At 46.1% G+C, this 12,854-nt stretch carries 13 protein-coding genes and 3 pseudogenes; 4 read left to right on the forward strand and 12 right to left on the reverse strand.

The features are described 5' to 3' along the window. Nucleotides 1-37 precede the first annotated feature (37 nt). The 5 genes and pseudogenes from MYS68_RS27490 to MYS68_RS27510 all read right to left on the reverse strand — a co-directional run bounded on the left by MYS68_RS27490 (nt 38) and on the right by MYS68_RS27510 (nt 3,996). The gene (locus MYS68_RS27490) at nt 38-1,087 is read right to left on the reverse strand and encodes an NAD(P)-dependent alcohol dehydrogenase (RefSeq protein ID WP_248928888.1); all 1,050 of its coding nucleotides are present in this window, start codon (nt 1,085-1,087) and stop codon (nt 38-40) included. Between the two features lie 211 nt (nt 1,088-1,298). Beyond that, nucleotides 1,299-2,357 carry a metallophosphoesterase family protein gene (locus MYS68_RS27495; RefSeq protein WP_338043622.1) on the reverse strand — a complete coding sequence of 353 codons (1,059 nt, stop codon included), beginning with the start codon at nt 2,355-2,357 and terminating at the stop codon, nt 1,299-1,301. A gap of 28 nt (nt 2,358-2,385) precedes the next feature. Then, nucleotides 2,386-2,564 (reverse strand): annotated as a pseudogene (locus MYS68_RS27500) (NAD(P)H-dependent oxidoreductase); the annotation flags it as partial. Nucleotides 2,565-2,573: 9 nt separating this feature from the next. Further along, nucleotides 2,574-3,548 (reverse strand): aldo/keto reductase, encoded by a 975-nt coding sequence (locus MYS68_RS27505; protein WP_248928889.1) that lies wholly within the window; start codon nt 3,546-3,548, stop codon nt 2,574-2,576. Nucleotides 3,549-3,612: 64 nt separating this feature from the next. Then, nucleotides 3,613-3,996, reverse strand: a complete 384-nt coding sequence (locus MYS68_RS27510) for a DUF2255 family protein (RefSeq protein ID WP_248928890.1) — start codon at nt 3,994-3,996, stop codon at nt 3,613-3,615. 244 nt (nt 3,997-4,240) lie between these two features. Here MYS68_RS27510 and MYS68_RS27515 point away from each other — a divergent pair, with 244 nt between their 5' ends. Beyond that, the gene (locus MYS68_RS27515; RefSeq protein WP_248928891.1) at nt 4,241-4,786 is read left to right on the forward strand and encodes a TetR/AcrR family transcriptional regulator; all 546 of its coding nucleotides are present in this window, start codon (nt 4,241-4,243) and stop codon (nt 4,784-4,786) included. Nucleotides 4,787-4,834: 48 nt separating this feature from the next. Here the strand turns inward: MYS68_RS27515 and MYS68_RS27520 are convergent, their stop codons facing one another. The 5 genes and pseudogenes from MYS68_RS27520 to MYS68_RS27540 form a co-directional block, all read right to left on the reverse strand. Next, the gene (locus MYS68_RS27520) at nt 4,835-5,884 is read right to left on the reverse strand and encodes an NAD(P)-dependent alcohol dehydrogenase (RefSeq protein WP_248928892.1); all 1,050 of its coding nucleotides are present in this window, start codon (nt 5,882-5,884) and stop codon (nt 4,835-4,837) included. 220 nt (nt 5,885-6,104) lie between these two features. Continuing rightward, nucleotides 6,105-6,311, reverse strand: coding sequence for a hypothetical protein (locus MYS68_RS27525; RefSeq protein ID WP_248928893.1), 207 nt, complete (start codon nt 6,309-6,311; stop codon nt 6,105-6,107). Between the two features lie 104 nt (nt 6,312-6,415). Then, nucleotides 6,416-7,588: an MFS transporter gene (locus tag MYS68_RS27530; RefSeq protein ID WP_248928894.1), complete on the reverse strand. Its 1,173-nt coding sequence runs from the start codon at nt 7,586-7,588 to the stop codon at nt 6,416-6,418. Nucleotides 7,589-7,609: 21 nt separating this feature from the next. After that, nucleotides 7,610-7,879 (reverse strand): annotated as a pseudogene (locus MYS68_RS27535) (SDR family oxidoreductase); the annotation flags it as partial. A gap of 52 nt (nt 7,880-7,931) precedes the next feature. Continuing rightward, a complete protein-coding gene (locus MYS68_RS27540) occupies nt 7,932-8,885 on the reverse strand; it encodes an alpha/beta hydrolase (RefSeq protein ID WP_248928896.1) in 954 nt (317 codons plus the stop codon). Between the two features lie 197 nt (nt 8,886-9,082). Here MYS68_RS27540 and MYS68_RS27545 point away from each other — a divergent pair, with 197 nt between their 5' ends. Both MYS68_RS27545 and MYS68_RS27550 read left to right on the forward strand, forming a co-directional pair. Further along, nucleotides 9,083-9,631, forward strand: a complete 549-nt coding sequence (locus MYS68_RS27545) for a TetR/AcrR family transcriptional regulator (protein WP_248928897.1) — start codon at nt 9,083-9,085, stop codon at nt 9,629-9,631. Nucleotides 9,632-10,321: 690 nt separating this feature from the next. Continuing rightward, nucleotides 10,322-10,816: a hypothetical protein gene (locus tag MYS68_RS27550; RefSeq protein ID WP_248928898.1), complete on the forward strand. Its 495-nt coding sequence runs from the start codon at nt 10,322-10,324 to the stop codon at nt 10,814-10,816. Between the two features lie 424 nt (nt 10,817-11,240). Here the strand turns inward: MYS68_RS27550 and MYS68_RS27555 are convergent, their stop codons facing one another. Both MYS68_RS27555 and MYS68_RS38655 read right to left on the reverse strand, forming a co-directional pair. Further along, nucleotides 11,241-11,555 (reverse strand): EthD family reductase, encoded by a 315-nt coding sequence (locus MYS68_RS27555; RefSeq protein WP_248928899.1) that lies wholly within the window; start codon nt 11,553-11,555, stop codon nt 11,241-11,243. 350 nt (nt 11,556-11,905) lie between these two features. Next, nucleotides 11,906-12,130: pseudogene (locus tag MYS68_RS38655) on the reverse strand (DinB family protein); the annotation flags it as partial. Nucleotides 12,131-12,323: 193 nt separating this feature from the next. Between MYS68_RS38655 and MYS68_RS27565 the strand changes: the two are divergent. Further along, nucleotides 12,324-12,767: a MarR family winged helix-turn-helix transcriptional regulator gene (locus MYS68_RS27565; protein ID WP_248928901.1), complete on the forward strand. Its 444-nt coding sequence runs from the start codon at nt 12,324-12,326 to the stop codon at nt 12,765-12,767. The last annotated feature ends 87 nt before the right edge of the window (nt 12,768-12,854 follow it).

The following is a 12,854-nucleotide window of genomic DNA, read 5'->3' on the forward strand; positions in this document are numbered from 1 at the left end:
TGTAGGCGTGCCCCTTCATACTTGCCAGATTTAAAATTTATTCATTCTCCATCGTGCTGATGTCGATCACAAATCGATATCGGACATCCGAAGCTAACACGCGTTCCCAAGCTTCATCAATTTGCTTGGCGGAAATCACCTCAATCTCAGGTGCAATGTGGTGTTCAGCGCAAAAATCAAGCATTTCCTGCGTTTCGCGAATTCCACCGATCATCGACCCGGCAAATGACCGACGATGGCCGATTAGGGAGAATACGTTAACAGACAACGGTTCCGCCGGCGCGCCGACGTTGACCAATGTGCCTTCCAGCGCCAAGAGCGAAAGGTAGGCGTTAATATCGATCTGCGCGCTTACGGTATTCACGATGAGGTCGAAGGAACCGGCCAACTTCTTAAACGTCTCCGGATCGCTCGTGGCATAATAATGGTCCGCGCCAAGCCGCAAACCGTCTTCTTTTTTCTTCAGCGACTGCGATAAAACCGTAACCTCCGCCCCCATGGCATGAGCGAGCTTCACAGCCATGTGTCCAAGCCCGCCAAGTCCGACAACCGCTACCTTCTTGCCGGGAGCGGCTCCCCAATGGCGCAGCGGCGAATACGTTGTGATGCCGGCACACAAGAGTGGTGCAGCAGCGTCAAGCTCGATACCATCAGGAATTCGAACCACGAAATCTTCGGTTACCACGATGTGGGTGGAATAGCCACCCTGCGTATATTGTCCGTACCGATCAATAGCACCATAGGTGCCCGTCATTCCACCCAGGCAATACTGCTCCTCTCCCTTATGGCAGTTAACGCACTCTCCGCAGGAGTCAACCATACAGCCTACTCCCACTCGATCGCCAACGGCATACTTGGTGACTTCCGGACCAACCTGAGCGACAATTCCAGCGATCTCGTGACCTGGAACGAGAGGATATTTAACCGGCCCCCATTCGCCGCGAGCCGTGTGAATGTCGGAGTGGCAAATGCCGGCATAATTTATCTCAATGAGGACATCATGCGGCTGAAGATTCCTACGCTCGATCGTGGTAAGTTTAAACGGACCTTCCGGACTGAATGTAGCGCGAGCGTGAGCAGTAATCATATATAACCCTCCTGTAATCTTTGATTAAATAAAAACCCCAGAATTAATCAACATCTGTTCATTATTATAAATTAAATCAAAATACTATCAATGGTTAAAAGAGCGTAATTCGTTGATTATTAAACAAATTAATATATATTGTTTATTAACTTTCGGAAGACCAACACATAATCTCACCAGCATGAAAAAATCCTCCTTGCGGACACTTGATTCAATCCGAAAGCGGCACAGTCCAATCTGCTTCCTTGATCCATGTCCGGTTGCTGAATTCGCGGCCACGCAGCACAACCTTGTTGCTATAAACCTCAATGAACAGGCCTTGCGCAGCATCCTTCCTTACATTCTCGTATTTGGTATTCATCACGAGACCGATCGACGAGTTTTTAAACCAGTGGAACGTTTCTTGGATATAATGCTCCGTGCTCACGGTAAAATCCTGGTGGGTATGCCCGGAAAAAACGAATACGTTTCGGTACGGTGTTAAAATCTCCCTGAACTGCTTGGCTTTAATCAGCATATGATTGCCTCCGTCCTGGCCTACCGGGGGCAACTCTTGGTGAATCATGACAAATACCGGCTTGCCGTCTTTGTTTTCGGCCATCTTGCTCCGAAACCAGTTCATTTGCTCCTCCGAGTACCATGCGCCTTCGCCCACTTCCGGTTTTTCCTGAACATACGCTTCCTGCGACAGGAGAATAAAATGGAACCCGTTCAGCCGAACGTCATGGTAAGGTTTCTCGAGATTGAACATGGAGGTGAACGCCTGCCGAGCCATCGCATCGGTCTTGCCGTTCGGAAACGTATCCTGGCTCCACGTGCCATTCTTTCCTATCCAAACGTTATAATAGTCGTGGTTCCCCATATTGGCATATACCGGCGGAAGCTCGTATTGGGACATGATATTTTTGAATTCCCTGTAATCAGCCGGTGTCCCTGAATCGGTAACATCTCCGGTAATCATGATTGCTTGTGCTTTGTCTCCGAACGTCTTTATATCATCAAGCGCTTTTCGCAAGTGGTTCGATTGGACGGAGATCCCCGAATTTATATGGAGGTCGCTAATAATGAAAAAGGAAATCAGCGGGCCAGCGTCTTCCGCCCGTTGATTCGCTTCTGCCACACCGACTTGTGGCGTTGCCGTCGCAGGCTCCGTTATGTTTTCGTGGCCCGTAGTCTCTCGAAATCGGCGGAACATAAAAAGTGCAGATATGGTTAAAATACATGCCCAACCGGCTGCGATCCACCATTTGATAAAGTTTCGTCGTGTCATTGTACAATAATGTCCTCTTCAAAAATGTAGAAACGGCAATCAGCAGTTCTTTTCCGTGCAGTTTATTCCTTTCGCTTCCATAAGCCCATCCAGTCAGAATGGGAATTGCAAAACGTTGCGATCATGCTGCTCCAATAACCTCTGTTCGGCGAGGACATCGCTCTTCTCATCGGGGTAAGCCTCATAGACACGGTGTAGGGTAAGAGTCCGCCGATGTTAAAAATGCCCAACGACTCGGTGCGGTACATACGGTTCCTCCAAGAACGCAATTTCTTCAGGTGTAAGTTTTATGGAAAGAGCAGCATCCGCATCCTCGAGGTGGGAAATTTTCGTAGCGCCGACGATGGGGGCGGTTACCGGTTCTTTGTGCAGAAGCCACGCAAGCGCGATGTGAACGCGGCGAACGCCATGTTGATCCGCAAGATTCGCAACCCGATCGATCACCAATTGATCCAAGTCTGCTGCGGCATCATATTTTTGTTTGGCAATTTGATCGGTTTCGGCACGATGTGTGGATGCCTCCCGCGCCAATTTTCCTCCTGCGAGCGGGCTATAAGGAATGACCCCGATTTTTTCTTCCTTGCAAAGCGGCAGCATCTCCCGCTCCTCTTCGCGGTAAATCAGGTTTAAATGATTCTGCATAGATACGAATCGTGTCCATCCATTTTTCTCAGCTGCATGCAATGCCTTTTGGAACTGCCATGCCCACATGGCAGAAGCGCCGATGTATCGTGCCTTACCAGCCTTGACTACATCGTGAAGCGCCTCCATCGTCTCTTCGATAGGCGTATCATAATCCCAACGGTGAATTTGATACAAATCGACGTAGTCGGTTTTCAATCTCTTAAGGCTCTTATCGATTTCGCTCATGATCGCTTTGCGGGAAAGGCCGGCGCCGTTGGGTCCTTGATGCATTCGTCCGTGAACTTTAGTTGCAATGACGACTTCGTCCCGGTTGGCGTAATCTTTGAGTACATTTCCGACAATTTCCTCGCTTGTTCCCCCAGCATAGACATTTGCCGTATCAAAAAAATTAATTCCAAGCTCCAGGGCTTTTTTAATGATCGGACGAGCGCGGTCCTCATCAAGCACCCATCGATGGTGCCCTTTCTCTGCGTCGCCGAAGCCCATACAACCAAGACAAATCCGAGATACATCCAAGCCGGTATTCCCAAGTTTCGTATAGTCCATTTCATTCTTCCTCCCTTATTTGTTTAAATAGAGATCAAAATGGGCGACTTTTATTGTTGGTACATCAGGCATTGGTTCCACGCGGCACAACCTTGACTGTCGCAGAACGGGCTCGCGTGCTGATCATCGAGTTTAGATAAGGGCTGCCCTTGTATTTTGCTCGGTACGCATTGTCAATGAGGTCGTCCATCTTCCCATCGACAGGTTCAAAAGTGACTTCCTTCGTCATTCCGGCGACAGTGATTCGCCCCGCCTTCTGCCGTACCGCTGCTTGGTACCAACGGGAGTTCTGCCCGTAGTAGGCGCGTACATAGAGTGAGTCGCCAACCACAACGGACCAAATCCAAGTCGGGGTGCCGTAGGTTACTCCGTCTTCACGGAATGGCGAGATGTGCAGGTCATCAGCTCCAGCAATCTTGTGCAGTTCTTCTTTCGGCCATGTGTCCATGAGTTGCATCCTCCTTAAAATTTGATGATATAAAGCCGCCAATACTCTTTTTATATGTGTGTATCAAGCTGGGGCATAATATTTCCAGCAACGTCAATAGAAATGAACATTGATTGTTTAATCGACTCACGTTTATAATTTTAAACAGAATCAAAATGCTTGCAATAATCAATTCCTCGCGATGTGTGGATTACTCAACAAATCATCCATATTTGCTGATTATCTGAGAAAGGTGATTGATTCAATGCCAAAAGTAGACAGACGTGTACTTAAATCTCAAGAAGCGATAAAGAAAGCGATTCTTGAACTAATGACCGAAAAAAACTTCGATGATATTACAATCCGGGATATTTCCGACCGGGCAAATGTTAATCGGGGTACAATTTATCTCCATTACATGGATAAATTTGACTTGCTTGATAAGATTATCGAAGAACACATAAGCAACCTCCGGGAGCTTTGCCACTCTGCAGCCGAAATGACTTTCAAAGAAGGAAATTATGTTTGGTTCGAATACTTTGCGGACAACCATTTGTTCTTTTCAACGATGCTGAACACGAAAAGCGCAGCTTATTTTCGCAGCCGATTCCTTGAGTTGGTCGTCCAAGAGTACAAGGTTGAAGTGGATGTAACCGAAGGAAAAAACCAGGGACTGAACGAAGAGGTTATCCTTCAGTTTTTTGGGGCGGCGGTCGTGGGGGCAGTGGAATGGTGGTTTAAGAATGGTATGCCTGTACCGCCTCGTGTCATCGCAGAACAAACTGGGATATTGTTGGATAGGAATTTTTAAAGAGGCATACCGGTGATGGCATGCCTCTAATATTTTTCGGGATAATCGCTATTCATTCTCCATCGTGCTGATGTCGATCACAAATCGATATCGGACATCCGAAGCTAACACGCGTTCCCACGCTTCATCAATTTGCTTGGCGGAAATCACCTCAATCTCAGGTGCAATGTGGTGTTCAGCGCAAAAATCAAGCATTTCCTGCGTTTCGCGAATTCCACCGATCATCGACCCGGCGAACGACCGACGATGGCCGATTAGGGAGAATACGTTAACAGACAACGGTTCCGCCGGCGCGCCGACGTTGACCAATGTGCCTTCCAGCGCCAAGAGCGAAAGGTAGGCATTAATATCGATCTGCGCGCTTACGGTATTCACGATGAGGTCGAAAGAACCGGCCAACTTCTTAAACGTCTCCGGATCGCTCGTGGCATAATAATGGTCCGCGCCAAGCCGCAAACCGTCTTCTTTTTTCTTCAAGGACTGCGATAAAACCGTAACCTCCGCCCCCATGGCATGAGCGAGCTTCACAGCCATGTGTCCAAGCCCGCCAAGTCCAACAACCGCTACCTTCTTGCCTGGAGCGGCTCCCCAATGGCGCAGCGGCGAGTACGTTGTGATGCCGGCACATAGCAAAGGAGCCGCGACGTCAAGCTCCATACCGTCAGGAATTCTAACCACGAAGTCTTCGGTGACGACGATATGGGTGGAATAACCCCCCTGCGTATATTGTCCGTACCGGTCGATGGCTGCATAGGTGCCCGTATTGCCGCTAAGACAATACTGCTCCTCTCCCTTATGGCAGTTAACGCACTCTCCGCAGGAGTCAACCATGCAGCCTACCCCTACTCGGTCGCCGACGGCATACTTGGTGACTTCCGAACCAACCTGGGTGACGATCCCGGCAATCTCGTGCCCCGGAACGAGAGGATAATTCACCGGCCCCCATTCGCCGCGAGCGGTATGAATGTCGGAGTGGCAAATACCGGCGTACTTAATCTCAATGAGGACATCATGCGGCTGGAGATCCCTGCGTTCTATCGTAGTCAGTTTGAATGGACCTTCCGGACTGAATGTTGCGCGTGCATTAACAGTAATCATAGTTTTTTAACCTCCTGCAATCTATGTAATCGTCATGAAGACAACACCATTGATTTCTATCAGCCTTGTATTCAAATCCGACAAGACCCGCAAGTGAAGAACTGCAAATCATGTGACCGGAACAGCCTACATATTGCAGGAAACACAATACGGGCGACGTTTATCGGATCTTGGAGAGGGTCGTGATTCGGCGTTCGATTTGCTCTCGGGTCAGCTGCGATTAGTCTTGCTCGGCATGTGCTTGAATAAGCAGCTGTTGTTGCCGTTCATTGTTTGGTGCACCTGCTGCCGGCATAACGCCCGATTGCTGCTGCGCGTATTGGATCAGCTCGTTGCATTCTTGGATCACCTGACTCCAGTTGCTATTGGAGCATGCATTTTCGATCTCCTGGCACTGCTGCTGCCAGCTTTGTCCTGCTGTCCCCATGCGGGTCCCCTCCTTTTCTTACGTCTGGCTGTTTCAACCAAAAATAGGATAGACCATGCCGACATCATTTATGCGCATCATGTTGTTGTTTCCGAAGCCCGGCTTTATCCGGAGAGTTGTCGCGTTGGAGAAAACATGTAGTTTCTAAGTACGATCGCGGCAAAGCTAAACAATAATGAAAGTATTCCCACCATTACGACGTATTGTATGCCCATTCCTGATATAAATAACCCGCCTACCGCCGCACCCAATGTTGTTCCTACATTACAGGACGATATAAATAATCCATTTGCGAAATCAGGCGCTTCGGGAGCTGCAGACGCAATCAAATATTGATTAATATTTGCCATTATTCCTCCAGCTAATATGCCCCAAACGAATGTTATAATCGCCACAGGTACGGCAAACTGCCCTGCAAAGAAGAAAATGATGTAAACAACGCCCAATAATAAAGGAAAATATACTACAGACTTAACGGCATTATGAGTTAGCAGCTTTCCTGCGACAATGTTTCCGATAATATTGGCTCCACCGAAGATAAATATCGTTAAACTTATGGTATTCGGAGACATATTCGTTACTGTTTTCAAATATTCGGCAAAATAACTATAAACCCCAAATACAGCTGAGTTTAATAAAATGACAGTCACGATGGAAAGCCAAATAATAGGTTTTTTTAATACGGAAAGTTGTGTACCATAAGAAAGTCTTTCTTCAACAGGCATGGACGGTACAAAAATCAATGTAACAATGAGTACAATGGAATTAACCATAGCAAAAAACGCCATCGCCATTTCATACGAAACGGTACTATCAATAAAACTTGCGATCGGTACGCCGGCTACCATCCCGGCAGATATTCCTATAAATACTTTAGCAACGGCTTTTGGAGCTTCTTCTTGACTTACTGAGGAAGCGGCAACTGTAAATGCCAAAGAACAATAGATCGGATGAAACAAGGCCGGAATTATACGAGTAATTAATAAAATGGTAAAGTTGGATGTACATACGGATACGATGTTTCCCAAAACAAAAACACCTAATACAAGTAACATAACCTTCTTGCGATTGATCCCGGAAAACAACAACGGCAGCGTTGGTCCGGACACAGCAATAGTAAGAGCAAAAAGACTCACAAGCCATCCTGCTTTTGATATGCTGACATTAAAGTGATCGGCAATGGAAGGCAGTAACCCGATAACCCCCATTTCGGTATTCAAGATACCGAAAACACCGATGGTTAATATAAATATCAGTAATTTTTTTCGGTTCTCCATAATCCCCACCTTCATGAAAGGTTACCAATCGATTCGTTTTCCATCTCTGAAGAACCCGCCGTTAGGTCCTTCCGGTCCGATCTCCGTTAACCACAGGATCGACTCGGCGGCTTGCTTGGGAGTTCGTGGGGCCGTTGGTCCCCCCATATCCGAGCTCAACCACCCGGGATCGACCGCATTTATTTTAATATCACCCTTGATTTCTGCAGCGACCAATCGTGTCAATCCATTTAGGGCAAGCTTAGACAACTTGTAGGCGCCTGCTCCTGAATAAGACATTTCACTTAACGCCCATATTCTATACCCGCTTCATCAATCCGGTTGGCGGATTTTGAAGCTATGGTTACTTCAAGTTCTCAGTAAAAAATGATTCCAACTTGTCGAATGGAATCACATCCGTCTTATCGTACAAATCAACGTGTCCCGCATTGGGAACGATGTACAGTTCTTTTGGATCTGCCGCCAATTCGTAAGCATCTTCACTAAAGTATCGTGAGTGAGCATGCTCGCCGATGATGAACAAAATCGGTCGGGGCGAAACCGATTTAATGTAAGTAAGCAAAGGGAAGTTCATCCATGACATGCTGCTTGTCACGGTAAATTGCGTAATTGAGTTTGGGTGGTACCCGCGAGGCGTAGAATAGAACTCGCCGAACTCGCGACTGATAGGGTCTGTATTTTCGTCAAATCCGATAGGAGCTCCTCGCTGTGTCAGCACCGGTTGGTTACTCTCAAATTCTGCGTAGCGCTGCTCGGCAACTGCATCGAGTATTCTATTGCGGTCGTCTTCGGTGAATGAATCCTTAAATCCGCTGCGTGCCGCACGGGATATATCGTACATGCTGACCGTGGCGACCGCCTTGATGCGCCTGTCAACCTGCGCTGCACTGATCGCAAAACCACCGCTACCGCACATACCGATTACACCAATTTGATTCCTGTCTACAAACGGTCGCGTACCTGCATAATCAACGGCTGCGCTAAAATCCTCTACGAATAGATCAGGTGAAGAAAGGTGCCGCGGCTCTCCGCCGCTGTATCCGTTGTACGATGGGTCAAATGCAAGAGCCACAAAACCACGCTCCGCCATGTTTTGAGCATATATACCGGAACCCTGCTCTTTAACGCCACCATAAGGTGCACCTATAATAACGGCTGCGTGTTTCTTTGACCCATCGAAGTCTTTTGGCAAGTAGAGATCCGCCGCAATTTTAATTCCAAACCTGTTTTTGTATGAAACTGATTTTCTTGTTACCTTATCGCTCAACTCAAAAATATAGTTATCTGTCTTGGACATTTGTTTTATCCCTCACTTTTCCCAGATTTTATTTACCCAGTTTCTTGTGTATAATACACATGAGTGTATTACGAAACATATATGTATTATCCTAATTCAAAGTTCGGTTTTCAATAACCAATTTGCTTGAATTCGTGGATTAGTTCACATACCAACGAAAAATGTATATTTCATTTATAGAAAGCGGTGATTTCCAAATGGCCAAAGTGGATCGACGAATAATCAAAACGCAAGAAGCGATAAAAAAAGCGGTTATTGAGTTGATGTCTGAAAAAAATTTCGACGAGATTACGATACAAGACATCTCCGATAAAGCGGATATTAGCCGAAAAACCGTCTACCTTCATTACACGGATAAATTCGACCTGTTGGATAAGCTCATGGAAGAATATATAGACAGGCTCCGCAAAATCAGCGAAACAGCGTGTGAAATGGAGTGGGTACCGGCAACTCAGGTCTGCTTTGAATATTTGGAAAGTAACTACTTATTTTTTTCGACGATGTTAGCCAATAAAGGCGCCCCGTATTTTCGCACTCGATTCCTTGAGTATCAAATCGAAGCATTCAAAAATGAACTTCGGAAAACAAACGAAAGTAATAACACGGTCAGTGAAGAGATCATGGTTCATTTTGTCGCATCGGCTTACGTCGGAGTAGTGGAATGGTGGTTAACGAATGGAATGCCTTATCCACCTCGTGTCATGGCTGAACAAGTGGGGACGTTATTTGAGGAGATTTATAATTAAATCGATTGATTATTAAATATTGAATCTCATGGCAATGAAACAAGGAGCAGCACTATTTACATAAGCTGCTCCTTGTCCCACTCCACAACCGATCGTGGAAGTTATATCCTCGGGCTCCCCTTTTTGGTGACGGGTCAGATCCTAGGAGTCAGTCCGACGGATTCCGTCGGACTGACTCCTAGGAAGAAATATTCCTGGAAATGATCCATTTCACCTCTTCTCTTAACACTGCTGATGTAACAGTGGTCGGTTACGACGAACAGGGGCAGGAGCAAGCTAGGACATTGCTGGGACAACGGGTCGCCCACTCTATCGCAGTGTCAAGTTCCGGTACATCGATTCGCTAAAACTCTTATAGGGATGATCCAATGTGATACCTCCTCATAATGGCTGATTTTATACGAATGATTCTGACACGATGTAGCATCATCGCAATGTAAGTTAATATTATATCCAGAATTTGCTTACAAGTAGGGAATGTTTTCGTTAAAATGTTTATGCCTATTCTATGGTAATTTGCCCATTAACGTAGAAAAGGCCGCTCGATCACGCGGCGGCCGTTTATTGGAACTATCGTATCCGTTAGTTCAATATCTTTATGATTGGGCAAATGCCGTTTCCGTGAAATGGATATTACATACATTGATACGGATACTTCACCATCCATCATAGAGGAGGGTATAAGGAAATATGGCAATATGCCCAAAATTTTGCATTCCTTCAACAAACATAACGCTTCGACAACGACTTAGACAACTTATTGGAAAATCATTTGGTGAATTTGGTTTGGGCATTGAACTCAATAACAGTGGAAAATTTATCCGAGGGACAATTCTAAGCGTTGGTACGGTATTCTTAATATTCAAGCGAACCAACAATAAGCGTTTAAGAATCAGAATATCCAATATAACTGATATTGATTTAGGGGAAGTTGGAGCGCCTGTTAAAATTGCAAATAGGTTAGCAATAGTGCGTGAGAAATCCACAAGAACTCAGCCTATTAGAATCATAGGAACAATATTTGTTAAAGTAGGTAAAGATTTTGTTGAATTTATAAGCTTTAATCCATCTGAAGGTAGTACAATATTTCAAAGAGAAATCCTCCCTTGCAGTAGAATTAGAAGCATTGAATGCATACTTCAAAAATGCACTACAAGCAGTAGCACCGCTATCAAGCGTAAATGAAACAACAAGCGTAAGCATTAAAAAGAAAGTCCTTTCTTTGGACTTTCTTTTTAATTTTTCATTTAACTGCCAGATAGCTTAATGGACCGCTCGAAATAAACCGCGGCGGCCCCATGTTGCGTTTCTGTACGATCGTTTTCCGTTAGAACAATAGTCTGGCTTTTTATATTTGATACTGTAGTTGCTGATTTTACTTGGTTTTGAAGGCGAGTAAACGCCTGCTTTTGAAAAATAAGTTTTAGACTGGACCCATGACTACGATGCGTTGAAGGATGAAATTAGAAAATATAGTTTTAGACTGTTCGAGCACGTCGCCGGAACCGGCGCGCCGATCACAAGAACCCGGAACTTGGAGCTGCAATTGTTTAAGCAGGGCCGCCGTCGCCGGCTACCAGTATACAACTTTATTATCTCAGTCTAGGTTTTACAATATCTCCTCGAGCTCATATATCATGCAGTGCACGCCTGGACTCAGCCTTTCAAGGTTTCCAGCATCTTCGCCAGTTGCTCTTTCTTCCGGTGACCGAAATGCATTATTGATTTCTTCCATACTGTCCCAATCCAGTTCGGCCACTAGATAGTATGGGTCGCCTCCTCGAATTGGTACTGTGTTATGACTTAAGGAATAATGGCGGAGACCCGGAAGTTTTTTTGCCAAGGGAATGTGTACCTCGCGGTAGTGGTTCTCAAATGCCTCGATATCATTTGGCTCGGTGTATAGTACTAAGAATCGGACCAATAAAACCCCTCCTAAATTCTCAATATTTACATTTTTGAACTCAACTTCGATTAGCTTGTCGATAAAAAAGGGTCGTTCCTACGACACGATGATCGCATTGGGGAAGCTAATCGAGTTGATCAATGAGATTGCCACCAAAGCAGGAAAGAAGATTAATGCAGCGATTCAGCGTCAACTCCAAAGTGGATTTCAGGTCTGCCCACTAACTTCAAAAGATACCGCGTTATAAAACAGGTCTCCTACGAGTAAGAGGTTTTAAACTCAATCCGTCGGACAGACTCCTAAGACAGCAAAGAGGCAGACGTTCGCGTCTCCCTCTTTACTGTCCTGCGGATTTGGCGCCGTTCCGGTCAACGGGAGGCGCTCATGGCTTCCAATTCCTCTTTGCTCGGGCCATAGACGCCTGGCACAACCAAGTCCGCTTGGCGCATCAGCACCGTCAACTGACCACGGTGATGTGCCTGGTGGCGGACAAATGCGGTAATGGTCTCGAATACGGACCAGTCGAACATGCCAAACATAAAGCGCTGTTCCTTCAGCGTAGCGTCCGTCCACTGGGCCTGAACGGCCGCGATTGGTAAGTGTGAATCACTCGGGACAGTTTTTAGCACGCACAATCAACGTGAGGTCAATCCGTTCCATACCAAGTGCCAGACCGACTGGAACGAGTGTTCATAGTCAACGTGGGTATTGACATTTATCTAAAAATAAAGTATCTTAAAATTAAGATAAATAAGAAAGCAACGATGAAACGAAAGGAGGAGTAACATGACAAAAGCCAAGGATGATTCATTGGATCTTTTTATCGCCTTATCTAGGGCGAGCCAATGGGTCAACGCGCATGCAGACCGGGACATTCGGCAGCGCGGGTTGAACCGGACCGAATTCGGAGTTCTGGAGCTGCTCTACCATAAAGGGGCACAGCCTATTCAACAAATTGGCGGAAAAGTGCTTATGAGCAGCGGCAACATCACGTATGTCGTCGATAAGCTGGAACAGAAGCAGCTGGTTCACCGGAAAGCATCGACCGAGGACCGACGCCTCATTTATGCCGAGATAACCGATAAAGGCAAACAGTTTATTGAAGAAGTGTTTCCCAGCCATGCGGAAGTCATCGAGAAGGCCGTGAACGGGTTAACGCCCGAAGAGAAGAAGGTTGCAAGTCAGCTGCTGAAAAAACTGGGTAAATACGCACAACAGAGTTTTAAGTAGCTGTATCGTCGTGATGCGAATAGCTGCTTGACTCTTTTCCAGCTCATATATCTTAATTTTGAGAATCTCGAATATTAGATATTCTGT

Origin of the sequence: Paenibacillus hamazuiensis, assembly GCF_023276405.1 — a bacterium.
GTDB classification, from domain to species: domain Bacteria; phylum Bacillota; class Bacilli; order Paenibacillales; family NBRC-103111; genus Paenibacillus_AF; species Paenibacillus_AF hamazuiensis.